Origin of the sequence: Vibrio sp. E14 (assembly GCF_020515785.1) — a bacterium.
Lineage (GTDB): Bacteria > Pseudomonadota > Gammaproteobacteria > Enterobacterales > Vibrionaceae > Vibrio > Vibrio diabolicus.
Map to the genome: position 1 here is coordinate 215,793 of NZ_JAHPJI010000002.1, position 26,943 is coordinate 242,735.

A 26,943-nucleotide genomic window follows, 5' to 3' on the forward strand; every position below is an offset into this window, starting at 1 on the left:
CAATCATTACATTAAGCTAGAAAAAACCGACAACAAAACAAACATAAACCACTGTTTTAATTTAAATTAAATTAAATTCAGTAATCCGTAATGACCACATAACGACACTTTACTTAGTTTGGCATAACAAAAACCTCAACAATAACATGGTTAACACTTATAAACTTCACTTCTATCAATAAGTAATTTAAACATAACATTAGAAAATAAAAATTAAGTAATAACTTAAAAAGGTAAGACTTAATAACCACATTCTTATTTATTATAGTTGAGTAATGAATTTAAAAACTATGAGACATTAATCCCACGAATCTATACTTTTCCTTTTTTTATTAAAAAACAAGGTGCAATATTTAACCGCTCAATTATTGAGCACCAATTAATAACCAGTCCATAATTATAAAACACCCATAGAGTTATTGTTAAAACCCAATAATAACCTTTATGGGCTGACTAATAGGAAACAACAATGGAAAAACAGCATCTTTCCGCGAGTATTATCGCGCTCGCATTACTTGGTTCTCTAGCTCCAGCACATGCTGAAGATACATTAAAGGCTTACACTTCGACCTTGCTACAGCTCGATGATAGCGATGCACGCTCGAAGAAAATCCGCTTAATTTACTCCTTAGAAAATGTCTGGAATCAGTCTTTGCTGCCGAATGGAGCTAAGGAAGCCAAGTTGCTTCTAAACGGAGGTTCTGGTTTCGACATGACTAATGTACCGAATAAAGAGCAGATCTATGGTTTTGCCACCGGTGGAGACTACCGTTACACAATCCCAACAGCCTTTAAACTGGCACTGAGTTATTTAAATGGTGCCCCTTTACGTCATATGAGCCATGCTCCAGAAAACACCATTGCAACAGCATCCGTAAGTGAGTCTCTGGACTTTAATCTTGGCTTCAGTGCTTCTGATTCTCCAAATATTAGCGGTGGGATCTCCTGGAGCAACCGTGTAACTTACGATCAACCAGAATTTCAGACGGTGGCTGATTTTGATCAGACCAATGAGAGCATTAATTGGCTTATCGAAAACCAGACTATCCGCCACAATACTCCACCTAAAGACTGGTTATTGTACCGTTGGACCAGCTGTGACATGGGCAACCTAATTGACTATAGCGAATTACCTGTCGTGATGCGCTCTGACTTTAAACCGCAAGTCGGTGTTGTATATCGAAAAAATGATATTCAAGATGGCCTAGATACGTCAGAAGTCAAGCTGGTTGCAGGTTGGCGAAAAACCAATTACTACTTTGGTCGTGACTGGTGTAGCTGGTATACCACCCCAGAAAATACCTGGAAGAAAAATCGTGATAGCAGTCAATGGACAGAGACTAGCCGAGCCGTAACTATCTCTTGGAATGACGCGCTCTACCACTAACTTATTAGCCTGCGGCCACGGAATGAATAAGTGGCCGCCGTATTTACTAATGAAATAAACGGTAAGACATGACAAGTAATAAAAAACTCTTGACTGGATCGGCGCTAGCACTTGGTGCAGTACTCGCCATATTTCTAATTAATTCAAATAACAAGAATTCCCAGAGCGATTCTGTTGCAAGCTTTGACGAGCAAATCAAGACAGAGAAAACTGAAACAAGAAGTGTAACGCCTCCTGAGAGCGATGCAGCTCAAGAGGTGGTTACCGTTCCAACACCACAGAATGACAATGACGTTACTTCCGATGTCATTCCAGCTACACCTTGGATATCTGCCCCATTAAATGAATTGAGCAATGAACTGTACGATTTTATTGAAGCTGAACAGGTAAGTTACATCAGTACAACCGACTATCCATTCGACGAGCAAAAGCAAAAACAATTGCGAACATTAGCTAAACAAGGGGTTCCTATCTTGTTTGACAACACGGAATCATCCTATTTGGATAGTTACGGTGTCAGCGAAACCAAAGTCGTTTCAGAGTATTTTGGTACGGCGTCTGAAGGTGATGTCATCATTGCTACCGGAGTACAGAATGAGGATGGCAGCATTCATTATCTGGTTTTGCCTTTGAAGAGCAAAGATCTCAACGATAACAGTAAATTGATTGAGGACACTAAGCTCGCAATCACTCTACTGAAAGAACAAAAGCATGACTTGATAAAAGAGAGACAAAGCGAACATCGCGAATAAAAATAAAGGAAGATAGCTTCTCCTATTCCATGGCTATCTTCCTTAAAGTAACTCCAGTCTCAATCAAGAAAAATTCATTTATCTTCCCTCCGGAGCCCTATCCGAAATCACCTTGCCATCTTTGATGGTGATGATGCGTTTGGTGCGCTCTGCTAGGGCGTTATCGTGCGTCACGATGATCAAGGTTCTGCCTTCAGCGTGAAGTTGATTGAACAAGGCTTCAATCTCCGCGCCGGATTTTGAATCCAATGCACCCGTTGGTTCATCCGCTAAGATGATTTGCGGATCGTTGACCAAGGCTCTTGCAATCGCAACTCTTTGCTTTTGACCACCAGAAAGCTGGTTTGGTTTATGATCTAAACGATCCCCTAGCCCGACTTGCTCTAGCAATTTAGCTGCGCGCTGGCGACGTTCTTTGGCTTTGATGCCAGAGTAAACCAACGGCAGTGCCACGTTATCGAGCGCCGTCGCGTATTCCAATAAGTTAAAGCTTTGGAAGACAAATCCGATCTTTTGGTTACGAATACCAGCCAGGTCATTCGCACTTAAACTTGCGACGTTTTGGCCGCCAAGTTGGTACTCACCATCGGTGGGCTTATCTAAACAGCCGAGCATGTTCATCAACGTTGACTTACCCGAACCGGACGGGCCAAGAATGGAAAGAAACTCGCCTTGATTAATGGTTAAGTCAACGCCGTCTAGCGCGCGAACTTCCGCCTCCCCGCTTGAGTAGTATTTACAGATGTTGTTCAGCTCAACAAGCGGCTTGTTCGACATGTTCTCTCCAGAGTTATTGTTGTTATTCACTTTGTAGCGCCTCCAACGGGCTGACTTTTGCGGCTCGGTTTGCAGGTAACCATGCAGATGCCACACCAATGATCACTAAGGTGAGGATGACAATCGCGACAACGACCCACGACAACTCAGGGACAGGTTTACCCAGTTGTTCATAAAAGGCATTGCCCTCTAAAGGAATGGAACTGATGGCAGACACCAGCGCGTACGTCACGGCTAACCCAAGCGCGCCCCCCATCATCATTGTCAATAAAGACTGCACTAAATAGTGCATGCGAATGGCCGTTGGGGTTGCACCGACTGCCATGCGCACGCCGATATCACGCGTAGATCGCTTTACGGTGGCATACATCACATTGGCAATGCCGACGCCAGCAACAGCTAACGTCACGAAGCCGATAATGCCAAGAAAACTCTGCAAACCTATCAGAAACTGCTGCATACTCTTTTGTTTAAGGAACATATCATCGACTTGGACGACCTGTTCATCACTGACACTTGCCCCGTGTTTACGAGCAATCACTTGCCTTACCGTCTTCGCTAAGGCTTCTCGGTCTACATCCGCTTGTGGCTGCACATTGATGCCACCAATTTCACCGTTGACATGAAATCGCTTCCACGTCGCTAACGGCACAAAGCTGGAATAGTTGATAAGATCCCCCAGTTCTATTTGAGCGCTGTTTTTCTCCAATACGCCCACAACGGTGAACTCCTCATTGCCGATTTTTACCTTTTTCCCCACAGGGTTGAGTTGCAATGTGACTGTCGCAAACCAACTAAAGTCCTCATTCGGGTTGAATAAGTCGGCTGCCAGTTCATAACCCAGTACAACGACTTTGCGCGTCTCTTTTTGATCGAGTGGATTTAACCATCGCCCTCCCGCCATCGGCACCAAATTGGTCATGGATTGAAACTCGCTCGTGACCGCTAAGGGCTCTTGCCACGAGCTTCTGTCACCAACGGTGATGCGCTCTTTCCACTTCGCAGTTGGCGCAACACTTTTTACATCGGGTAACGCTCGAACGACCTCTGAATCGTCCATTTTTAATGTCAGAAATTTACCTTGGTGAAAAGCACCGTGGTCGACGGTGGCCATCCCTCCGGTCAAATAGATCAAGTTGCCGTTACCATTTTGTGCGGTTTTCAATACGCCCTGACGAATGCCCTCACCTACCGCCAACATAGCAGCGATACAGAGAGTCGCCCACGCTACAGCCAGAATGGTCAAACCCAATCTCAACTTTTCTGCGGCCATTTCTTGGAAAATTTGTCTCATCGGTAACAACATGACTAGGCCCTCGCATTCAAAGCAATGACTGGTGTGAGACGTGATGCTCGCCTTGCTGGGAAATACGATGCCATCAATGCCAAGATAAGCGTCACAAGTAAAGACCAAGCAATGGAATCTGGCGTGATCACAGGTAAACCCATCCATTCCGGTAATGCCATGCTGCTTAGGACAGACACCACGGCATACGAAAACATCAAACCTAATGCCGTGCCCACGGCTACCAAAATAAGCCCTTCAAGAATAAACTGACTGAGTATGGATTTTTGAGTCGCCCCGATCGCCAAACGCACACCAATTTCACGCGTGCGCTCCGTGACAGATAAAAACATGATGTTGGCAACGCCAAGCGCACCGACCGCCATGGTCATCGCGCCGCTCGCTCCAAGAAAAATCTGAATGCCACGCAAAATTCCACTGATGACCGCCGCACCTTCACTAAAATCAGGTAATTCGACCGCATCTTTATCACTTGGGTCAAAATGAAGCTGCTTGGCGAAAAAGTTCACGATATTTTGTCGAAACGACGGTGCATCAATCCCATCTCTCGGCTTCATCAATACCATCCAAGGTTTCGCATCCCACAAATCGCGGTACGTTGTTTGAGGAATGAAAACAGTGCGGCTATCGCCGAATGAAATGCCAGTGTCCTCACCGACGGTTATCCCAATCACCAAAAACGGAATGCCGTTGACTTTGAGCCTATCCCCGATTTGGATTCCGCCCATTTGCGCAATTTGATCGCCTAACACTGCCACGCGAGTGTGGTTGTCCATATCACTTGGTGACAGGTTTCTCGAACCGGATTGCAGCTTACGTTGCATTAAAGGAAAGTAAGACGTATCAATACCGTTGACCGTACTTGATAAGTTCTGTCCTTTGAGATTGGTGATATTCGCATCCCATTTGGCGTAAACGCTTGACGCCTGTTGTACGAAGCCCGACTGTTTGATCATGTCGACTTTTTCTTGTGGAATATCAATTTGTCGTCTTGAAGCTAACCCTTGCCACGGTTTACTGGTACTCGACGGAAACACCACTTGCACATTGTTGATCATAAATGAAAACGACTGGGTCTGATGGCGATAAAAGCCTTCGCCAAGTGCGATTAACACCACCACAGAGATCACGCCCCAAGCAATCGCGATAATGGCTAGCACGCTCTTCATGCGATGCGCCATCAACGTTTGCCAAGTTTGTTGCAATAGACTGATCATGAATGAAAAGCTCGAGAGATCAACGCCATGGTATCGTCATCGAGTTTCCCTGCGGTTTGCAGTAAGCCGATTCTCTTACGCCAGTAGCTGTACAAGTTGGTTTGCAGACTGTTTTTCGCCTCAAACAAGCTGTTGTGTGCGCTGATAACTTCCGACACTTCAAGCAGGCCAGCGTCGTAAAGTTTCTCTTTGCTTTGCAACACTCTGGCGCGCGACTCAACCAGCTCGTTCGCTATCAAAACTTGATTCCAGTTGATATCGACCTGCGTAAACTGCTGAATAACTCGTTTCTGAATATCAATTTCCACTCTACGCATATCTTGCTTGGCGCTTAAAATGTTCAACGATGCTTCGTCCACTTTCGCTCGCACTGCACCATTGAGGTCAATCGGCAAACTCAAACTAATCCCAGCGTTAAACTCGCCGTTTGAACGATTGTCACCATCGCTGTAGCCCACACTGCCTTTGACGGTTGGGTAGTATCCTCCTTTAGCTGAATCTTTCGCGAACTCGCTCGCTTTCACCATCTGCGCCGCCACCAACAGCTCTGGACTACTGTCTTTCGCCAGCTTTAGCCATTGCTCCTGAGAGTCCACCAGCATCGGCGGCTGAATCAAAGAATCCGTTCGAATTTGGTCGACACTCTCCGGCATTTGATTGATTAACGCCGCAAGCTCTGCTTTTTTCACTTCGAGATCGGCTTTTGCATTGAGGATACTTGCTTGCTCAGAGACTTGATTCGCTCGCATTTCTTCAACATCAACCGACTTCACTTTGCCTGCTCGATAGCGTTTCTCGATGATGTTGAGAAGTTCTTTCCCCTCCTCCAGCTTGGACTGCGCCAATTTGAGGTCGCCCTGTGCGCTTGCCACATCTAGGTAAGCGGTGAGCAACTTCTGCGCAAGCTCGTTATGTGATTGAGATAGCTCTAACTGTGTTTTGAGATAATTGGCATTCGCTTGATCCAGTTCCGACCACAAACTGCTATCCCAAATAGTTTGAGATAAGGTAGCGCCGTAACTGTTCGAATGGCTTGAGGACTCATTCCAATCCGCTGACGCACTGGCACTTAAGCCCGGCAATAACGCACTGCGGCTACTCTGTACGCCAACCTCGCCAAGCTGGACGCCGATTTTCGCTTTTTCGTAATTTGGATCGTTCTGCTTTGCTTGTTGCCAAGCTTGTTCAATAGAAATTGCGTAGGTCGGCAAACTGAGCGTGGCAGCCAACAATGCAAAGGCGATTTTTGATCGTTGCAGCTTAACCATGCGCCGCTCCCATCATGCTGTTGTCGATGACCTCTTCATCAAGCTCCACGCCATCAAGCACTTCGACATTGATGCCATCTGACAGACCGAGTTTCACAGGTTGTTTATGAAACCCTTGTTCTGAGCTATCGGGGATCAGAACATTCGGTGCGTCACCATCAAATTGCAGAGCGCGCTCCGGTAGAGTGAGCACGTTTTCAGACTTCTTCAGAATGATTTGAGCCGTCGATGAAAAACCAGAACGAAGCAACACATCTTGTGGGATCTTGAGTTCTCCCACTTCAACCTCAAAGCCGTTATCAAAACTTTTTGCCGAAGCATTGCCCTCTGGTGAGTTAAGGTTCTCAGATTGAATCGCCACTTTGGTTAGCACACCAGAAATCGCCACATCAGGATAAGGCGCAACCGTCAACATAACGGGCATTCCCGGAGACAACTGCGCAGCATCATGCTCACTGACGCTACCTTTAAAAATCAGACTGTTCATGTCGGCCAATGACATCATTTCAGTCGCGGCTTGGCTTGATTGAGTCGAGATGATCGGCTCTCCGACCTCAACTTTCTGGTTGAGTACCGTGCCATCAATTGGCGCGTAGATCGTCGACGTTAAACGCGCATCGCCGATCGACGCCTCACCACTACGGATGAGTTCGAGATTCTGGCGCTTTTGCAATACGTCCGCTTGCGCAGATTTGACTGCCGAGCGCGCACTTACGTATTCGTCGTAGTTACTTGGAATAATGTCCTGCTTGACCAAGCTTTCTAAGTTGGACAGTTTTTGTTTGGCGGATTCCAGCTCGGCTTCGCTACGCATGAGTTCTGCCGATGCATCCGTTAATGCTTGGGGAGTTGGGTTTGGACGCACTTTGATCAGCGGTTGGCCTTGCTTCACCTTTTCACCAACTTTCGCGTAAATTTCACCGACGATACCGTCGATTTGTGACTTGATAGACACAGAGTGTGCAGGGACAATTTTACCAACAGCCACCGCTTGTTTTTCAATCGTGCCTTTTTCCACAATCAATGTAGGCAGTAATTCTGGTTGAGCGGCAGATTGGAGATAGAAATACGTACCACCGCCGAGCAGCGCAATGCTCACAGCGGAGACAAGCCAACGTTTCGTCATTATTTATTCCAACAATTATTGGGTAGTCTAATGACTACTCCTAAAACACAAAGTTGAAGGAATAATATCCTGCTTTAATAGCGGTTTGGTTGTCACAGTTGGTATGGTTTTGTCAGTCGCCTCTGACAATCAAAGACTAAAAAAATCTCGACGAATCATTCAGCAAAGACGCTGTCTACGATGGCGACTAACATGCTCTGTAACCGCTCGTTTCAACCGCCACCCTTTTCATTCTGAACAATGTGCAAAATGGCGCTGATCTATATCTAAGTGAGCAGCTGTTTCTTGAGCGTATAATATATTCTCTTGATTAGCCTCAAACTCAGCCCCCGTCCCAGGCCAATAATATGTATCTTTATCATGACATAGAGTGAGAATGACAGGACCATTGTGTATATTGGGCTCATCTCCTAGCTCGCCATACATACTGAAAGTAATCTCAGACCCAACGTCTCCACGAAGTTTCTGAATCACTTCTGCTTGAACTTTAAAGAGCACATCTTCCTCATGTTCAGAAAATTTTTCAAAACCTGTAACTTTCACCACTGCAGAATAGGGCGTTTGGAATATCGCATCTTTGAGTGCCTCATTCTGAGAGTACACTCCCTCTGAAGCACAAGCTGATAAGCTCACACAACCTAACAAACTTATAAATTTCTTCATATTTAACTTTCCGTTCCTGCTAAGGCAGAGCCTTTTGTATATACAGGTAAAGTGCCTTTTGTTTCATCGTAGTTACTCGGCACTACGAATTTGTCCCAAACATCAATAGAGTACTTTGCTATATTGACTTGGTTGCTTTGGTTTCCTCCTAACATGTACAAATGCCTCCCATCTGGGCTCTTTCCCACTACAAAAGCAACATGCCCGCCACCTTTTCTCGATTTAATCCCTAGAGCTCCATGTATAGGATCTGAGATGTTTTTACCAAAACCCTTCCACTCCTTTGCTCGATAAGCTTCTTTTACTGGAGTGATTCCGTGTTGTTTAAAAACCCAAGCGGCAAACGAACCACACCAAGCATTTTGACCTCCAGAGTCATCAGTCCCCCAGAACTTAGATGCCGTAAAATAATCTAAAATCCTTGGGTTGGCTTTAGTACCTGAAACTTCTTTTTGTACAATTTCTCCCAACGCTGTTTTCATCCAAGGTACTTTGGTTACTAGCTTTTGAGCATCATGAGAATCATTTTTCACTGAGCTATTGGATGGTAACCCGTTGAGCTTACGATGAGTTTTACCATTTACATCAATCCGACCATCTGGCTTTACCATATAAAGCAGCTTACGCTGACACACTTTTATTGCCTCTACTGTTTTCGATAAATGAGGGCTCCGCCCTAACGAGCCATCAACAACCAACAGTCGGGTAAACCCTATTCTCTTTTGGTTATCATTTAAAAATTGTTGAACTGCTTTAACATCATTTTTAGAGTTAGTGCCATTTATACCAACAGAGCCACGGATTTTTAGTCCCATTCTCATTACCTTTATAGCTAATCATATACTTAAGAAAGTACGCCTTAGTGTGACAACAATAAAGATGAAATATTTTTTATACGATTAGCCATACGAGGGAAATTAGGTGTTGAAAATATAGATTACAAATAAACTCAACTCATATCACTAAAAACATCTATCTAACATCTTTTGGTAACGCTTCAAAGCAGAACAGCCGGATGTTTTTAAACTACACGTATTAGTAGACGATAAACTGTATATGAAAGAACACTTAAATTAACATAACAAACCTATCGCTTATTATTTTCCATTTAAATAATGATTATTATTTTTAATATCATTCTATAATTAAAGTGCTCAAATTCTCATGTTGTATTAACTTGAGGTTTAATTTATGAAACTAACTCCTTATTTAACTGCTGTTGTTTCGGTCAGCTGCGCTTTTGGCGCATTCGCAGCCGATGATTCAAAAGCACTTTTAGAAGATGCACTGAGTGCTGCACCACCGACTATTCGCGATAAAGTAACAGTGATGGACTGGAACAATAATGTTCTGCAAGAAGGTTCTAGCCAATACACTTGCTTCCCAACGCCACCTCAATTGGAAGGCACAGCGCCAATGTGTATGGATGGTCCTTGGATGGAATGGGCAGACGCTTGGATGAACAAAAAGCCTTTCCAAGCCAAAGCATTAGGTATTTCTTACATGTTAGCGGGTGATGGCGGTGCCAGTAACACCGACCCATTTGCAGAAGGGATGACGGACGATAATCAATGGATTGTGGAAGGACCACACTTGATGATTATTACGCCAGACCAAGCGTTGCTCGACTCTCTACCAACCGATCCAAGTTATGGTGGCCCATACGTGATGTGGAAAGGCACGCCATACGCACACATTATGATTCCCGTTGGAGCGAGAAAATAAAAAGAAAAAATCCGATATTCAGTATTTTGAATATCGGACTTTTATTTCGTTATTGAGCTAACCAAATTCTCGCCAATATTCCTACCGGCGTTGTGACGCCTGTCGTAATAGAGGTCACTTCACCATTTCTTAAAATATAAATGGTTGGAGTCACGCTAATTTTCCATTCACGCATAATATCGCTTGAAGGATCGTTTATGTTTTCAAAACGATATTCTTTTGCCTGCATAAACTGCGCCACACGCTCATTCGGCCCCGATGAGCCAGAAACGCCAACTACGGCATAGTCATCACTCAGCCAGCTCACGCTTGGACTTACAAATTTACAAGCGGGACACCAAGTCGCCCAAAAGTAAACAACGACAGGTTGTTCATGACTTTGCGCGATTGCATCGAAATATTCACCATCGCTCAATACGGAGCTCAATGGTGGTGCCTCCTGTTTAGGAATATCTTTAGTGCGATACCAATCCATCACGATGGAAATGACGGTGACAATGAGCACCATCTGTACGATTTGAATGAGCCAATATCGGAATGTTCTACGCTGCTTTGTCGGACTCATTGAATGGTTCCCCCACTCGCTTGTTTCACCGCGCTTAAAACAACATCATCAGTCAGAATCACAGGTAACGGGATACCTTGTGGCGCCGCCGGGCCATAGACGATGTTAAACGGCACACCGTAACGCCCATGAGCTCGTAAAAAGTCCGTTACCGAGCCGTCCGGATGTGTCCAATCCCCTTTTAACGTCGCCACATTAGGACTTTGAAGCAAAGAATAAACCGGGTCTTGCCATAAAACGCCGATCTTGTTCGCTTTACACGTGACACACCAATCCGCAGTCACATCAACAAACACCACTCGCCCATTATTGACGTGCTCTTCAATCGCTGAATTAGAAAGCTTCTGCCACGCTAAGTCCTCAGGAAGCGGTGTCGCCCATTGGTCGGCAGTGACACTACCAAGTAACAGGCCACCAGCTATCAACACTAACGATGCGGTCCCCGATACAGCAAGTGCTTTCTCACCATACACACGCTTAACTCTTGCCATCATGACGACAAAAGCAACCACAGCGATGAGTGCAATCCATAACATCGGTACATGATTTGCCATTAATGAAAGTAGCCAAACGCTGGTTGCCAACATCATTATGCCAAACACGATCTTAACGACATTCATCCATGGACCAGGCTTTGGTAGTTTTAGCGCGATACTTGGAAACACAGCGACTAAGATCCAAGGCAGTGCCATACCCAATGCTAATGCTGTAAAGGTTGCAAATAACGTTAATACGTCCGCGCCCAAGGCAAAAGCAACGGCAGTGCCTAAAAACGGTGCGGAACAAGGTGTCGCAAGCAAAGTAGCGAACATACCTTGAACGTAGTGACCCACTAGAGAGTTATCACCTTTCGATGCGAGCCATGTATTGGTACCCGATGACAGACGGATTTCAAATAACCCCAACATATTGGCGCCGAACAAAGCAGTGACTAGTACCATCAATCCTAGGAACCAAGGGCTTTGGAACTGTACGCCCCAACCGATCGCGTTACCCGTAAGCTTCAACACCAAAATGAATCCAGCTATCAGCCAGAACGAAGTGAGAATCCCCAGAGAAGAAGCGATAAACTGGGTACGAATTTGACGGCGCTCTACACCATGCGCAGCCACAATACTGCTGAGCTTCATCCCCAATACAGGCAGCACACACGGCATGATGTTCAAAATCAAACCGCCTAACAGTGCAAATAAGAAAATACTCTCTAAAGAGGTAGTTGGCAGTGACGATGTAACCGCTCCTGCTTGTGCTTGTGTTACCTCTTCGACCAGCAAGTTATCATCTTTGATAGAAACATATAACGATTGTTCATTAAGCTCTACCTCACCCAGCCAGGTATCAACCGAGTAATTTGCTGTGACGATATCACCTTCTTGCTGAAGTCCATCCAACTTGAAGCTGTAGTCACGAATCGCATCACCAACACCATCCACCAACACTTGAGGATTTTGCCAACCTTGCGTGTTCTTTAGTTTGATTTGTAATTTGGATTGAGTCGCATCCCAGTTTGTTTGCATGACCTCAACAAAAGGCGAAGATTGAGGAACATTACTCACCGCTTGGGCGTAACTGAACATCACGTCTTCGTCCACTTTCAGCTCAGAAGGTAAGAACGTCAATTGAATTTGGTAGTCCGTCAGCACACAAATCGTCGTACAGGAAGAAAGCGTGAGCACTGCATCAATCGTGACGGGTTTCGACATATCGTCGATATGCAGCGTCATTGGGAACAAAGTGTCGCCTTTGTAACCGAGAGTCTCAATGCCCAATAACTCAAACTTTTGCGGATATGGCCATTGCCAATCAACCTTACTCAGGTTTTGCGAGTTTTGCCAATCTATCGATGGCGCGACACCACCCTCGCCCGGCGATCGCCAGTAAGTTTTCCAGTCTCCGGTTAACTTGACATCCAAATAGCCTGTAAGTGTTTGGGCTTGCGGATCTTGTTGACCCGTTAGTACAAAGCGCGTTTGCACTGGAGGATGTTGCGGGTTGGTCATCCAACCGGTATCGGTAGTTTGTGCTGAAATATTCAGAGAGAACAAACTCAAAGCCAGCGTCATAAAGAACATAGACGCGAACTGAGTCAGTTTGGTAATTTGATTCATAGTGATTCCTAATAATAAAAACAAATGTGCTAAATCGCTGACGTTATTGGTCAGAAAGCACGTTTTTATTCTTGGAATACACAGAAAGTCAGATGGACTCGATACTTACGACCTATCGGCTCCGTCCAATTTTGTGCGCGAATATAAGTGCAGCACATCCAAATAGCCGACGCTAAAAGACCGACAAACAGAACAACAATAAATGCATCGAGTTGATGTTGAGAAAATTGAATCAACTTTTCAGACAATTCGCATTTGCTGGTTTCTTTAGCATCAATCGACTTGACGCTCGAACCCTCATCAGTAAGTGAAACAGCAGGCGATACCGTCTCGTACTTCATAGAGCATGACGATGCAAAACCTGAATTTTGCATCAGGCACACGACAACCACCCAGCCAATAATCGCTAGTAGCCATTTCACCCGTTTATGTGGTGTGTGATGTCGTTTAGTCAATAAACTCATAAGAATTCAGATAAAGTAGGAACGAAGAAGATAATACGCGAGTCGTCATAAAGCTCAAGTTGTATCCACAAATAACATTAGAAGCTTCACTCACTAAGCTCTAATCTAGCTTGCCATAAATATATGCCAACTCTGCGACGGTTTTCGCTGAGAACTTTTTCAATAGGTTAGCGCGGTGTACTTCAACCGTGCGCATTGCAATGCAAAGTTCGTCAGCAATTCGAATGTTGCGCTTGCCTGCAATGATCAAACGTAAAATGTCTTTTTCTCTAGGAGTGAGCGATTCATACGCCGATTTTGCCGCCGCCATATCAAGGTTTGCAGCCGACTGCACTTGCCCCTGCAAAATGGCTTGCGCCAACTCATCTCCTTTGACTGGCTTTTGGAAAAAATTGACCGCGCCAGCTTGTAATGCATCGACCGCCATCGGGACATCACCATGTCCGGTCAGGTAAATAACGGCCAAGGGACTGTTGGCTTGATTTAAAACTTGATGGACTTGCTGACCACGAAGATTTGGCATTCGACTATCAAGAATGATACACCCCGCTTGCTGAACGTTCACCTCATCGAGGAAAGACTGCCCATCAGCAAAAGTGGTGACGTTGAAGTCATGTTCTTCCAACATAAAAGCGAGCGAGTCACGCACCGATTCATCATCGTCGACTACAAAAACAGGTAGCTGCTTTTCACCGCTGCTCATTGAATGCTCCTATGCCTAGTTCAGATTAGTTTTGATATGGAAACACGAGCTCAACCAAACAGCCATGTGGCGCTGTCGAGCTGATGAGAAACTCGCCACCATGCATTTCCATTACATCACGACAAATGGCTAACCCCAGCCCGAGCCCCTCTTCTTTGCTACTCACAAACGCTTGAGTTGGATTCTCTTGCTGCAACCCTGTTCCGTTGTCCAATACTCGAATGGAAAGTTGATTGACTTGGTAGTCACTATGCAGGGCAATTTTACCTTGATAACCTGACGAGTGATATTTCTCTTGGAACAAAGTACACGCATCAATCGCGTTACTGATCACATTAACTAAAACCTGTTGAACGCCCACAGCGTCGACAAGTACCGGACGGACGTTCCCTTCCATACTGGTCATAATCGAAATATTTTGCTTCTGCATTCGAAAATGGAGCAACTCAATCGTGTCATCAATAAGAACTTGAAGATCGCACGGCGCTTTGTCGACACTACGCTTGCGGATCAACGTTCTTAAGCGCTGAATAATTGCATCGGCTCGTTCAACTTGCCCCTGTATTTTCTCAAGCACTGGGACAATATCTTCATGAGGGCGTTTTTTGGCCAAGCGAAGTAAACCGCCTTCACTGTAATTGCGAATGGCCGCCAATGGCTGATTGAGCTCATGGGCAAGACTGGTGCCGATTTCACCGACAATCGCGACTCTTTGTGAATGCTCTAACTGTTCACTTTTCTCTTTTAAACGTAACGATGTATGCTCCAACGCTTGCTTGCTCTTGCTAAATCGATACTCAAGCCAAAAGTGGTAAGCGTTCAATACAATCACAAAAATGAACAGCGCCCACGCCCATTCCTGATGACTACGCAGCCAACGCAATGCTTCTTGCCACCAAGGCTGCTGCAACGGATGGAGGTCTAGCGCCTGATAAAGTTTGTCGATGCTCAGCAAGCTGACGGGTGACGTCCAACCTGACGCGCCTGCCGCAATAATCGCAGGGTGATCTGGCGGCATAGCAAGCAAGACTTGCGCAATCTGTTTGGCGAGCTGAGCTGAGCCACGCTCTGTTTTGGCAAATGACCAGTTTGGATATAACGGCGTAGAAACAGCGCACGAAGAATGTTCATTTGGCTGTTGATTTAGGACTCGAAAATCACCTTGCTGTAACAGACCTTCATTTTGCATCTGTTCCAATAAACAAGCAGGGATGACAGCGGCTTCCACATTACCATCACGCAATTGATACAGGTTGGCGTCAATAGGAAAGCCGAGGTAACGGACATCAGCAAAGAAATCGTTAGGATTAAGACCCATTTCGACTATCTGGTAACGCAGCGTTAAGTAACCGCCAAAGGCTTTTTCTGATACAGCAGCAACGGGAAGCCCTGAGACATCTTGCAATGTTTGATAGCTTGAACCGGCTCGAACCACCAGCGCCGAACCAATGCCGTAGTTCGAATTTTGCGGCGCTCGGCTGGTTAGCGTTGCCATCCACGATAGCGCGTATTGCCTACCCAACCGCACTGCCTGACCTGGGTTAGTTAAGATGAAATCCATGGTCTGAAACTTCACCGCTTCGCCCATTTCATCCAAGTTAAGGGGATGAAGGACAAAATGCACATCGGAAATTTGCTGATTGAGCCAATCAATGGTCGGTTGCCATCTCTGCTCGGCATAAAGATGACCACGTATCGCTAACACGCCCACTTCGACTTTTTGCTTGGCCTGTGGCTGCTCTGCTTTTTGCTCTTGCATTCTTTGCAGATCTGCTTGTTCAGAAACTGCGCCCTGAGCCAAAGATGCAAAGGCAACTAAGCAAAGAATCCAAAACTGAAGCAACCGTGGCATTTTGTTCATGATGAGTCGAATCGTTCCTTCGAAAATAATGAAGCAAGAATAACAGCTACCTTCCCTAAACCACATTTGTTTTAGATCAAGTTTGATCTGGGTATGTGGAAATCCACAATATAAGCCTCGCGGTGCATTTCTCACAATGGAATCAGTCAATTCAAATACAACAAAAAAGCAGGTGAGTTATGGATTCCACCAAACGTCGTTTTCTTAGCGCGGTCACAGCTGGAGCCGCGTTAATTCCAGTCACGGGCATTGGCACGGCAACCGCGGGAAACATTATTCGAAATAACCAGTCCGCCGACCGAAAAGGACAAGTGGGGAAACGTTATGCAATGGTGGTGGATTTGCGAAAATGCGTCGGATGCCAGGCTTGCACCGTGGGTTGCAGCATCGAGAACCAAGCGCCTATCGGCCAGTTCCGGACCACAGTGAAGCAATACGAAGTCACGCTGGATGACGGTTCGAAAGCCACACGAGAAGCAAAGGCCTTTATGCTGCCTCGCCTTTGTAACCACTGCGAAAACCCACCCTGCGTGGCTGTCTGTCCGGTTCAAGCGACCTTTCAGCGCGAAGATGGCATCGTCATGGTGGATAACAGTCGCTGTGTCGCCTGCGCGTATTGCGTACAAGCCTGCCCTTACGATGCACGTTTTATCAATGAAGACACGCTCACCGCAGACAAATGCACCTTCTGCGCACACCGCTTAGAACAAGGCCTATTACCTGCCTGCGTGGAAACCTGTGTTGGCGGTGCGCGTGTGATTGGTGATTTAAACGACCCAACAAGCGAGATTCGCCGCTTAATCAAAGAACATCAGGACGACATCAAAGTATTGAAACCCAATGAAGGCACCAAGCCTCACGTGTTTTATATCGGCATGGATGAGCGCTTCACCAGCCATATCGACGGGCAGCCAGCTATTTACGACCCACAAGGAGATCGCGCATGAACATCACCGAAGTGTTAGTCCAACCTCAAGCGATGGCTTGGCTACCGTGGGCGGTGCAGTACTTCTTCTACATCGGTTCGGCTTATGCTGCCGCTATTTTGTTCCTAATCGCACTGTTATTTAAAAAACACACTAGTCACAGACTGCGTGCTGCGCTTGTGCTGACGCTGGCCATCGGCGCCATCGTGGGGCCATTAGCGTTAACTGGCGACCTTCACCAGCCGGGACGAGCTTGGCATTTTTACGCGCACATCACGCCGTGGTCATGGATGTCTTTAGGATCGCTTTTCTTGCCTGTTTTCTCAGGTTTAGCGGTAGTGACCGCATGGCTGTATCTCCGCCAGGATCTGATCAACTTACGTGATCAGCCAGGAAAAGTACTTCCTCTAATTTCAAAGCTATCACTGGGTGAATGGGTGCTCTCTCGTAGAGCCATGCTTATGGTGTCAGCCATCACTGTGCTATCCGGCATCACCATTGCAGTTTACACAGGTGCTGAAATTGCGGTCGTTAAATCGCGCTCTTTATGGCACCAACCCGCGTCACCAATTCTTTGGTTTGTCACTGCATTTATGGGCTCGGTCGGTTTCGCTCTGCTGATTTGGTTACTGCTGCCTAGCCAATCGAAAGCCCTCACTTCTGGTGATAACAATTTACTGAAAAAATCACTGGTCACGAGCGGCGTTCTGACGCTGATACTGCTACCCATTTGGGCATCCAACAATTCCGCATTTTCGCTCTATTCTAGCGAACAATGGATGCGCAACATTGCCTTGCTCACTTTTGTCGTTTTAGGTTGTATTTTGCTCGCTTTCATCTTCTTGCGCGATACCCAAAAGTCCGCATCAGCCAGATTTTGTCACGTCATAGGGCTCAGTTTTGTGTCTGCTGCCGCACTGGCAAGTGCGTGGCTGATTCGCTGGTTTACCATCATGGAAGTACAAACCATCGCCAAGTTCGATGCAGGGCTGTATCCATACCAACTCACTATGGATGGAAATGGCTGGATAGGCATTATCGGCATGCTCGGATTATGGCTTGCACTGGCATTGCTCGGATCAGAGCTGGTTCAGCCAAAACAAAATATCGAAGAAAAAGCCTCATCACTCACCTTAACTGAACGCTAATCAAAGAGGATTTCATCATGGATAACAAACGCCGTCAGTTTTTGAAATCAGGCATTGCAGTGGGTGGGCTTGGCGCATTCGCTGCGGGTTACGCCACCACCACCAAACATATGGTCGAAGGTGCGCTCGAAGGCACCGCAGGAGAAAAAACGCGTGATATTCACCACGGTAACTCGCTTGAACCAGAATACACGGTCAACAACAAAGGCAACCTGATCCCGAATCCAAATCAGCGCGTTGCGCCATCCATGTGCTTTGGTTGTTGGTCACTGTGCGGGTTGCGTGTACGCATTGATAACCGCAACGACGAGATTTTGCGTATTACTGGCAACCCATATCACCCACTCTCTCATCAGCAACACATTCCGTTCGAAACGCCAGTCAAAGATGCTTATTTAAGTTTGGCAGGAGAAGCGGGCCTTGAAGGTCGCTCCACCGCCTGCGCACGTGGAAACGGGATGCTAGAAATTCGCAACAGTCCGTACCGCATCACTCAACCGCTGAAACGAGTTGGCAAACGCGGCGAAGGAAAATGGATTCCGATCAGCTACGAGCAATTGATAGAAGAAGTCGTAGAAGGTGGTGATTTATTTGGTGAAGGTCATGTTGATGGCCTACGCGCAATTCGCGATTTAACAACGCCCGTAGATCCTGAAAACCCAGAATATGGCCCGAGAGCCAACCAACTGCTAATGACCAATGCCGGTAACGAAGGCCGAGACGACATTTTCAAACGCTTCGCGTTCAATAGCTATGGTACGCGTAACTTTGGGCATCATGGCTCTTACTGCGGCTACGCATTTCGTGCTGGCAGCGGTGCATTTATGAACGATTTAGATAAGAACGCACACTTAAAGCCAGACTTTGATAATGCGGAATACATCATCTTCATCGGTATGTCGCCAGCTCAAGCTGGCAACCCTTTTAAGCGTCAGGCGCGCCAACTCGCCAATGCGCGAACAGAAGGTAGCTTGGAATACACCATCATCACACCAAGTTTACCTGCGGGTTCATCGAGCTTGGCTGCCGGTGACAACAACCGCTGGGTACCAATCAAACCAGGCACCGACTCTGCCCTCGTGCTTGGCATGATCCAGTGGATCATCGAAAATCAACGCTACAACAAAACCTTCTTGGCGCAGCCGGGGGCAAACGCGATGAAACGAGCCGGCACCGCACACTGGTGTAACGCTACACATCTCGTGATAAGCGATGAGCAGCACCCGAGAAACGGCACGTTTTTACGCGCGTCGGATCTGAATCTGCCATTCGAAGGCGAAGCGTTGTCTGACTCCGACCCGTACGTCATCGTGGATGATCAAAGCGGCGAATTTGGTGTGCATACCCAGACAGGAGAAGCGGCACTGTTTGTCGATAAAACGGTTTCGCTTGCATCAGGCGAAGTGCGAGTAAAATCTTCCCTGCAAAGACTCAAAGAAGAGGCGTTTAAATACAGCCTTGCGTTCTATAGCCAACAATGTGAGATTCCTGTTGAGCAAATTGTCGAGCTAGCGAAACGCTTCACTAGTCACGGAACCAAAGCGGTGGTCGATACCCACGGTGGCAACATGCACACCAATGGGTTCTATAACTCGTTTACCATCATGATGCTCAATGCGTTGATTGGTAATATCAACATGAAAGGCGGCGCGATGGCGAAAGCGGGTGGCTACCCAACTTCCGCTGCGGGTCCTCGTTACGACTTCACCAAATTTGCTGGCAAAGTCGGCCCGAAAGGCGTCTTTCTGTCGCGCAGTAAATTCCCCTACCACAAAACCAGCGAATACAAACGTCGCGTTGAGGCAGGTGAATCCCCTTACCCAACTCGCGCCCCTTGGTATCCGTTTGCCGCGCCACTGCTGACAGAGCACCTATCTGCGGCTATTGATGGTTATCCATACCGCGTTAAAGCGTGGATCAACCACATGGCGAACCCAATGTATGGTGTACCCGGTTTGAAAACGCTGCTGGAAGGCAAGCTTAAAGATCCAAAACAACTCGGTTTGATTGTGTCTGTTGATGCGTTCATTAACGAAACCACCGCATTGTCGGATTATATTGTGCCGGACACGGTCACCTACGAAAGCTGGGGTATGGCAACGCCTTGGCACGATGTTCCGGTGAAAACCATCACCGCTCGCTGGCCGATTGTGGAAGCGCGAACAGAGAAAACCGCCGACGGTCGCTCGATTTGCTTAGAAAACTTTTTGATTGATGTTGCTAAGAAAATGCAACTAGGCGGCTTTGGTGACAACGCGATTCAAGATGCGCAAGGAAATTGGCACGCTCTCCACCGCGCTGAAGATTTCTACTTACGTTCCGCGGCGAACTTGGCGTATGTGAGAGGCGGCGTGCCTGAAGTTTCGGCAGAAGACATTGCGTGGTCCGGCCTAGAGCGTTTAATGCCAGCGATGCAAAGCACGCTGACAGCGGAAGAGATGAAACGTGTGGCGTTTATTTTTGCTCGCGGTGGACGCTTTGAAAATGCAACCGAAGCATATCAAGGTCAGCAAATGAAACACAAATGGACACGCCCTGTCGCGATTTGGAACGAGCGAGTCGGCAGCGCGAGAAACACGATGACGGGTGATTTCTACACCGGTTGCCCGACATGGCATCCGCAAAAGCTGGCCGATGGCACACCAATGGAAGACCAGTTCCCAAGCTCAGCATGGCCATTCAGCCTGACGAACTTTAAATCCAACATTCACAGTGCGGTATCCAACCTATCGCCAAGGTTGAACTCGATCAAAGGCGTAAACCCTGTGTACATCCATCCAATCGATGCCGAGCGCGCAGGCATTAAAACGGGTGATGAGTTTGTTATCGAGACTCCATCTGCAAGCACCAAAGCACTTGCGATGATAGTCAGTGGAATTCGCCCTGGCACACTCGGGTTTGAACATGGGTTTGGCCATACCGAGCTAGGGCAACGCTCACACTGGATCGGTGATAAACAGCAACCCGTAAAAACGCGCAGCCAAGATGGTGTCAACATTAACGACATCGGATTAATTGACCCAACCCGAGAAGGCAAAGGCGTGTTGTTGGATTGGGTGGTAGGAGCTGCGGCTCGCCAATCATTACCAGCCAAAATCCGCAAAGCTTAGTAGACAACCAAACCTGAAGAGCTGCCATTTAGCAGCTCTTCACATCCTCTAAATATGTGGAAATCCACAATACCTTTCCTTATTGACAAGGCCGACAATATCGTCCCAGTGACTACCAAGTAGCACTTGGACATATTAATAAGAATTAAAGTGAGTCAGCATGTCAAAGATTCTTCCAGTGGTGACAGCCTATTTGCTAGCCACCACTATGGGCGCAAGCGCCTCGTCTATTCCGGAAAAAGCCAGCGTATGTAGCGGTTGTCACGGCCAAGATGGCATGGGACAGCCAAATATCGCTCCGATGATCGCTGGTTTAAACGCGAATTATCTCAACACTCAAATCGAACTATTCCTTAGTGGTGAACGCCAAAATGTGGTCATGCAAGGCATGGCGAAGGAGCTTAGCGATCCTGCCGTTCGTAAAGAAGTCATGAATTACTTTGCTAACCTTCCAAGCTACGAGTTCACCAACCCAGAGCAACGCGGCGACCAAGCCGACATTCGTAACCCGTATCGTAAATTAATCTTCCAAGGCGATTGGGATAGAAACATTCCAGCTTGCGCGACTTGTCATGGAGCCAGCGGAATGGGCGTCGACAAATTCCCTCGCCTCGCAAGCCAACATGCTGATTACTTAAAAACGCAATTGATGGCATGGAAAAACGGCACTCGCAGTGGTGACCCGCTCAATATGATGGGTACTATCGCGAAAAATCTCACTGACGAAGAGATTGAAAACCTTTCCTACTACTTTGCCTCATTACGTTACTAGGAGCAGACATGAAACGTTTATATTCTTTGTTCGCATTGCCTCTCATCTCTGCTGCTACTTTGGCCAACGAGCCACTGCCGGATCGTCAAACTGAACTGCCCGCGGTGAAAAAAAAGAATCACGGTGAATACTTAAAACCGCGTGATCTAGGCACCATTCCAAATACCGAATTTGGTGAGCAAGTAAAACGTGGTTATTCCCTATTTGTTAACTCGCAACAAATGCGCGGAAAATACGTTGGCAACGAACAAAACTGTGTGAATTGCCATATGGAAGCAGGACGAAAAGCCAACGCTGCACCTCTATGGGCGGCATACATGGCCTACCCGGCTTATCGCAAGAAAAACGATCGCGTAAACAGCTATGCTGACCGTATCCAGGGTTGTTTCGAATATTCCATGAACGGTAAAGCGCCCGCTTACGATTCGCCAGAAATTGTTGCCCTTAGTGCTTACGCCTACTGGTTGGCGATGGGCGGCTTGCTCGACAAACATGGTATGACGGATGAACCAATTCCGGAGCTAGACGCAAAAGCGTTACAAGTTGGTGGAAAAGCAAAAGACTTCCCGTTGCCCGAAGCCATCGCGCAAGCATTACCAATTGAAAAGCGAGGTAATCTCTCTGGGCGTGGCTACCCAAAAATCAACGCCCCTGAGCAAGAACCATCAATAGAGCGAGGCGCACTGGTCTACGAAAAGAACTGTGAAACTTGTCATCGCGCCGACGGTTCAGGCATCAAAAGCACCGACGGTCATTCATACATTCCACCACTTTGGGGCGAATATGCGTATAACTGGGGTGCAGGTATGCACCGGATTAACACCGCGGCCTATTTTATTTACGAAAACATGCCGCTTGGGAAAAGTGTCCAGTTAAGCAAACAAGAAGCGTGGGATGTCGCGGCATACGTCAATAGCCACGAGCGTCCACAAGATCCACGATTTAAAGGCAACGTGGTCGCAAACGCAGAGAGATATCACCAACATCAAGGCTATTACGGAAAAACACTTAGTGGGAAGCAAGTCGGCTCTAATGCTTTCAAGAGCGGAACCGTCGAGTAAAAAACAACCGTTCATCTTAAATACCAGTGCTCCCACCTCCCTGCTCAGGCTCTCTGGGCAGGGTTGATTTACTCTCCTGAAGCAATTCACTTACCCTCTCCAAACCAGCAACGTTAAGTGGTTTTCGGCTTCCAACATACCCATCTTCTCAGTAAAATAGTGCGCCAAACGCGACTTTGTTTATATCTTAGAGCTTCCATATACTATGATGCCAAAAGTAAGAAACTCGTAAACTCCTGAATCAAAACAAGCGTGCCTAATGAAAAAAGAGTATTCTTAGGACAAATGAATCCAAAACCTACCCGATGAGTATTCAACCTAATTCCCGTCAGTTAATTTCATGCGAAGAGTGCGGCCTTGTTGTTCGTATTCCCGATATCGATCAAGGGCAAAAAGCTCAATGTCCTCGATGCGCGCATTCTCTGACAAAAGTGAATGCTAAACCCTATCAAAGCGTGATCGCCATTTCATCGGCATGTTTGATCATGTTGGTGTTAAGCATTTCTTTCCCTTTTATGTCGTTCAGTGTGCAAGGGCTATCGCAAGAAATCACCTTATTGCATGCAGCCAAAATGCTGGCTGAATTTCAAAATGTACTTTTAGGTGTGTTGCTTCTCGCAACGGTCGTCGTATTGCCTGCTATCTATGTCGGTCTCATTCTCTTTCTTCATCTCGAAGCATTAAAAGCGCGTAAACATACGCCATCCAAAAAACAGCAACGAATGGCGAAAGTTTTATGTCGCCTTCTGTTTCGAGTCGAACCCTGGCTGATGGTCGATGTATTCTTGATTGGCGTATTAGTCAGCTTAATTAAAATCGCTTCTCTGGCAGACATTGGAATGGGGACTTCATTCTGGGCGTTCTGCGTTTATACCGTACTGGTAGTCAAATGTATTTCTATGGTTGACAAAAGCTGGCTCTGGGGACACTTCATTCCAGCCATCGTGCTGCCCGATGTAAATGAGGGCGATACGCACCATAACCACAACCATATTGGTTGCCATACATGTCACCAACTCAACCCAATTGAAGCGAAAAAACACCAATACTGCATTCGTTGTAAAAGCCCTATTCATAAATACAACCCAGCAGATAATTTACAAAAAGCTTGGGCGCTTTTGTTTGCGTCAGTCATTTTCTATATACCCGCGAACCTTTATCCAATGATGTATACCGTAAGCCTTGGACATTCAGAAGGTTCAACTATCATGGAAGGGGTAATACTGCTTTGGCATTTAGGTTCTTACCCTATTGCGATGGTAATTTTCTTTGCTAGCGTATTCATTCCAATGGCGAAAATGCTGGCACTCGCGTGGCTGTATTACAATGCGCAAAAAGCGCGATATCTTCCTCCCAAAGAAAGTATTTCACGCTTAAAGATATACCGCTTAACTGAGTTTATTGGTCGCTGGTCCATGATCGATATCTTTGTCGTTGCCATCTTAGTTGCACTGGTTCAGTTGCAAAACTTAATGGCGATTTATCCAGGCCCTGCTGCGCTCTCTTTCGCGGCAGTGGTCATTTTCACCATGCTTTCTGCAATGATATTTGACTCACGTTTGTTGTGGCAGTTGCCACAAAACGAAGTGCAGGAGCCGATTTCTGACAACTTAAACGAGAAAGCCAAATATGAGTGATGAGAACAACGTAACCGCTCAAATAAAACCGCAAAAGCAGATTTCTGCGATCTGGATTGTCCCGATCCTTGCGCTAGCCATGGGAGCGTGGATGCTGTTCCAATACATCAACAGTACAGGCCCACAAATTACTCTCCAACTGCCAACCGCAGATGGGATTGAGGTTGGTAAAACCGAGATCCGAGCATTGAATGTTAAAGTCGGTCTGATTACCGAAGTTACTCTCAGTGAAAACTACGATCACATCATCGCTAAGGCGCAGATGAATAAAGACGCGAAGCGCATGCTGCGAGATGACACCATGTTTTGGGTGGTGAAGCCTCGAATTGGCCGTGATGGTGTTTCAGGTTTAGAGACCTTGCTCTCTGGCGCTTACATCCAACTTCAGCCGGGTAAATCTAAAGTAGAAAAGGAGCACTTTACGGTATTAGATGTGCCACCGGTCGCTTCTCCTGATGCAGAAGGCCTACGTCTTGTATTAACACACCGCGAAGCTGGCAAACTAGGTGTTGGTGACCCGGTTATTTATAAAGGCTTTACTGTTGGTCGTGTAGAGAAAACCAGCTTTGATGTTGATACTCGCAAAGCGCTGTATCAACTCTTTATTTTCAAACCTTATGACAGCTTAGTGCGCACTCGTACTAAGTTTTGGCTGAATTCTGGTGTTGATTTACAGCTCAATGCCGAAGGGTTTGAAGTTAAGTTTGGCTCGCTAGAGAGCATGCTAACGGGTGGCGTTACCTTCGATACCGTTCCAGGTCTTGAGTCCGGCGAACTACTCACAGAAGACATGGTTAACTTCCGCTTGTACGATGATATTAAGCAGCTGAGAGAAGGCATGTACGATGACTACATTGAGTTCGTCATGTTATTTGATGAATCGGTACGTGGCTTAAAAGCGAATGCGCCTGTTGAGTACCGCGGTCTTCGTATCGGTACCGTGACGAGAGTACCGATGCGTTTACCAACACCAGAAGAAAACTTCTCTGCGAAAAAAATTCCAGTTTTGGTGCGCGTTGAGCTCGGTCGAGTGTACGGAGATTTAGAATCCCAATCTTTATCAATGTTCAAAGAAAAGTTGAAGGAAGAGTTTGCTCGCGGTCTCCGTGGCACCTTAAAGACTGGTAACTTGTTAACTGGTGCGCTTTATATTGATGCAGACTTTTATCCTAATGATGATCAGTACGTTCCAAGTGAATATGAAGGTTTAGATGTATTTCCAACCATGCGTGGTGGTTTTGCCCAAGTTCAGCGCCAAGTTAACGACTTCCTAAATAAGATTAATAGCTTACCAATGGAAGAAACGCTTAACTCTCTCAATTCAACGTTAAAAACGTCGGAAAAGACGTTGGCGTCAGCAGAACGTGTCGCGGACAGTATTGATAAACTTTTAAATCAAAAAGAGACGCAAGAGATCCCAACAGATATTCGCCAAAGCTTGCAGCAGTTGCAAAAAACACTCGATGGTTATGGACCAAACTCAACCATGTACAATGAAATGGAAGCCACGCTCAAAGAACTAGAAAGCGTGATGACAGAGTTTAAACCCGTACTTAAACAGCTAAACGAAAAGCCAAACTCTCTCGTGTTTGGAGAAGATGAAATCAGTGACCCAATCCCAGTTAAAGGCCAAAACTAATGAAACGAGTATTCTTTTTGTCTATCGCGCTATTTGTCGGTCTAACGGGTTGCAGTAGTGCTCCAGAAACTAAAGGGGCTTTGTACCTTCTACCTAAGGCGGAACCAGTGACGCTGAGCTCTTCTGATATCTCACAGCGCCCTACTTTAGTTGTTCGTCCAGTAAAACTGGCAAGTTATTTAAACGACAGTGGTATCGTTTACCGAACCTCTGAGACTCAAGTTATCCAGGCAAGAAACAATCAATGGGCGCATAGTATTTCCGAGCAAATCACTCAGAGAGTCGTCACAGAACTACGCCACAAACAGACTCATTACTGGCCGACTGAAATGAACAACCTGTTGGATCAAAATGGTGAAGCCAAACTACAGCTGACGTTAAATAAATTTAATGGTAGCTACAAAGGCAATATCGAAATTGAGGGTGAATGGTTACTCATCAATGCTGAAGGAAAGGTAGAAAACAGTGCACCAATACAAATCTCTCAGCCTCTAAAGGACGAAGGCTATGGAGCACTTGTCGACGCACTATCCGTCGGGTTGGAAGAACTGACTTCGGACATTGCCAAAAAAATCTAAGATCGATGTTAATTACAGGGAAGCAAGTCGCTTCCCTTTTTTGTACTGCAAGAAGTTTTTTCGATCGAAATAGATGTAGATAATCAAGCGAGACAAATTGATCTTAGTCAGACTGCAATCCGTTCTTTGGTGCTACTCTACGGCAAAATA

At 46.3% G+C, this 26,943-nt stretch carries 23 protein-coding genes; 11 read left to right on the forward strand and 12 right to left on the reverse strand.

What is annotated here, in order from left to right; all coding sequences use genetic code 11:
- Positions 1-469: 469 nt before the first annotated feature.
- Together LIX84_RS06290 and LIX84_RS06295 are read left to right on the forward strand one after the other, a co-directional pair.
- Positions 470-1,387 (forward strand): leukocidin family pore-forming toxin, encoded by a 918-nt coding sequence (locus LIX84_RS06290; protein WP_053809756.1) that lies wholly within the window; start codon positions 470-472, stop codon positions 1,385-1,387.
- Between the two features lie 68 nt (positions 1,388-1,455).
- Positions 1,456-2,139: a topoisomerase I gene (locus tag LIX84_RS06295; RefSeq protein ID WP_226420928.1), complete on the forward strand. Its 684-nt coding sequence runs from the start codon at positions 1,456-1,458 to the stop codon at positions 2,137-2,139.
- Positions 2,140-2,217: 78 nt separating this feature from the next.
- On the opposite strand, the gene LIX84_RS06300 is transcribed toward LIX84_RS06295, so the two are convergent.
- The 7 genes from LIX84_RS06300 to LIX84_RS06330 all read right to left on the reverse strand — a co-directional run bounded on the left by LIX84_RS06300 (position 2,218) and on the right by LIX84_RS06330 (position 9,311).
- Positions 2,218-2,916: an ABC transporter ATP-binding protein gene (locus LIX84_RS06300; RefSeq protein WP_226421145.1), complete on the reverse strand. Its 699-nt coding sequence runs from the start codon at positions 2,914-2,916 to the stop codon at positions 2,218-2,220.
- Positions 2,917-2,938: 22 nt separating this feature from the next.
- Positions 2,939-4,222, reverse strand: a complete 1,284-nt coding sequence (locus tag LIX84_RS06305) for an ABC transporter permease (protein ID WP_226420929.1) — start codon at positions 4,220-4,222, stop codon at positions 2,939-2,941.
- Between the two features lie 2 nt (positions 4,223-4,224).
- Positions 4,225-5,439 carry an ABC transporter permease gene (locus tag LIX84_RS06310; protein WP_226420930.1) on the reverse strand — a complete coding sequence of 405 codons (1,215 nt, stop codon included), beginning with the start codon at positions 5,437-5,439 and terminating at the stop codon, positions 4,225-4,227.
- Entirely contained in the window at positions 5,436-6,707 is a 1,272-nt protein-coding gene (locus LIX84_RS06315; protein WP_226420931.1) for a TolC family protein, read from the reverse strand. The genes LIX84_RS06310 and LIX84_RS06315 overlap by 4 nt, the downstream gene beginning before the upstream one ends.
- Entirely contained in the window at positions 6,700-7,833 is a 1,134-nt protein-coding gene (locus tag LIX84_RS06320; protein ID WP_047010019.1) for an efflux RND transporter periplasmic adaptor subunit, read from the reverse strand. Before LIX84_RS06320 ends, LIX84_RS06315 begins: the two co-directional genes overlap by 8 nt.
- 228 nt (positions 7,834-8,061) lie before the next feature.
- Positions 8,062-8,496 (reverse strand): hypothetical protein, encoded by a 435-nt coding sequence (locus LIX84_RS06325; RefSeq protein ID WP_226420932.1) that lies wholly within the window; start codon positions 8,494-8,496, stop codon positions 8,062-8,064.
- Positions 8,497-8,498: 2 nt separating this feature from the next.
- Positions 8,499-9,311, reverse strand: coding sequence for an NlpC/P60 family protein (locus LIX84_RS06330; RefSeq protein WP_226420933.1), 813 nt, complete (start codon positions 9,309-9,311; stop codon positions 8,499-8,501).
- 376 nt (positions 9,312-9,687) lie between these two features.
- Here LIX84_RS06330 and LIX84_RS06335 point away from each other — a divergent pair, with 376 nt between their 5' ends.
- Positions 9,688-10,221, forward strand: a complete 534-nt coding sequence (locus LIX84_RS06335; protein ID WP_012841605.1) for a hypothetical protein — start codon at positions 9,688-9,690, stop codon at positions 10,219-10,221.
- A 49-nt stretch (positions 10,222-10,270) separates the two neighbouring features.
- On the opposite strand, the gene LIX84_RS06340 is transcribed toward LIX84_RS06335, so the two are convergent.
- The 5 genes from LIX84_RS06340 to LIX84_RS06360 form a co-directional block, all read right to left on the reverse strand.
- Positions 10,271-10,786 (reverse strand): protein disulfide oxidoreductase, encoded by a 516-nt coding sequence (locus LIX84_RS06340; protein WP_226420934.1) that lies wholly within the window; start codon positions 10,784-10,786, stop codon positions 10,271-10,273.
- The gene (locus LIX84_RS06345; protein ID WP_226420935.1) at positions 10,783-12,894 is read right to left on the reverse strand and encodes a protein-disulfide reductase DsbD family protein; all 2,112 of its coding nucleotides are present in this window, start codon (positions 12,892-12,894) and stop codon (positions 10,783-10,785) included. Before LIX84_RS06345 ends, LIX84_RS06340 begins: the two co-directional genes overlap by 4 nt.
- 65 nt (positions 12,895-12,959) lie before the next feature.
- Positions 12,960-13,358, reverse strand: coding sequence for a hypothetical protein (locus LIX84_RS06350; RefSeq protein WP_104971937.1), 399 nt, complete (start codon positions 13,356-13,358; stop codon positions 12,960-12,962).
- A gap of 100 nt (positions 13,359-13,458) precedes the next feature.
- Positions 13,459-14,061 carry a response regulator transcription factor gene (locus LIX84_RS06355; protein WP_226420936.1) on the reverse strand — a complete coding sequence of 201 codons (603 nt, stop codon included), beginning with the start codon at positions 14,059-14,061 and terminating at the stop codon, positions 13,459-13,461.
- Positions 14,062-14,086: 25 nt separating this feature from the next.
- Positions 14,087-15,922 (reverse strand): sensor histidine kinase, encoded by a 1,836-nt coding sequence (locus LIX84_RS06360; RefSeq protein WP_226420937.1) that lies wholly within the window; start codon positions 15,920-15,922, stop codon positions 14,087-14,089.
- Positions 15,923-16,101: 179 nt separating this feature from the next.
- Here LIX84_RS06360 and dsrO point away from each other — a divergent pair, with 179 nt between their 5' ends.
- From dsrO to LIX84_RS06400, 8 genes are all read left to right on the forward strand, one after another.
- Positions 16,102-16,869: a sulfate reduction electron transfer complex DsrMKJOP subunit DsrO gene (gene dsrO / locus LIX84_RS06365; protein WP_226420938.1), complete on the forward strand. Its 768-nt coding sequence runs from the start codon at positions 16,102-16,104 to the stop codon at positions 16,867-16,869.
- The gene (nrfD, locus tag LIX84_RS06370) at positions 16,866-17,996 is read left to right on the forward strand and encodes an NrfD/PsrC family molybdoenzyme membrane anchor subunit (RefSeq protein ID WP_226420939.1); all 1,131 of its coding nucleotides are present in this window, start codon (positions 16,866-16,868) and stop codon (positions 17,994-17,996) included. Before dsrO ends, nrfD begins: the two co-directional genes overlap by 4 nt.
- 17 nt (positions 17,997-18,013) lie before the next feature.
- Entirely contained in the window at positions 18,014-21,106 is a 3,093-nt protein-coding gene (locus LIX84_RS06375; protein WP_226420940.1) for a tetrathionate reductase subunit A, read from the forward strand.
- A 208-nt stretch (positions 21,107-21,314) separates the two neighbouring features.
- A complete protein-coding gene (locus LIX84_RS06380; protein WP_370685997.1) occupies positions 21,315-21,878 on the forward strand; it encodes a c-type cytochrome in 564 nt (187 codons plus the stop codon).
- An 8-nt stretch (positions 21,879-21,886) separates the two neighbouring features.
- Positions 21,887-22,939 carry a c-type cytochrome gene (locus LIX84_RS06385; protein WP_226420941.1) on the forward strand — a complete coding sequence of 351 codons (1,053 nt, stop codon included), beginning with the start codon at positions 21,887-21,889 and terminating at the stop codon, positions 22,937-22,939.
- A gap of 305 nt (positions 22,940-23,244) precedes the next feature.
- A complete protein-coding gene (locus tag LIX84_RS06390; protein WP_046874435.1) occupies positions 23,245-24,576 on the forward strand; it encodes a paraquat-inducible protein A in 1,332 nt (443 codons plus the stop codon).
- Positions 24,569-26,215, forward strand: a complete 1,647-nt coding sequence (gene pqiB / locus LIX84_RS06395) for an intermembrane transport protein PqiB (RefSeq protein WP_182019831.1) — start codon at positions 24,569-24,571, stop codon at positions 26,213-26,215. Before LIX84_RS06390 ends, pqiB begins: the two co-directional genes overlap by 8 nt.
- Positions 26,215-26,793: a PqiC family protein gene (locus LIX84_RS06400; RefSeq protein ID WP_226420942.1), complete on the forward strand. Its 579-nt coding sequence runs from the start codon at positions 26,215-26,217 to the stop codon at positions 26,791-26,793. The genes pqiB and LIX84_RS06400 overlap by 1 nt, the downstream gene beginning before the upstream one ends.
- Positions 26,794-26,943 lie beyond the last annotated feature (150 nt).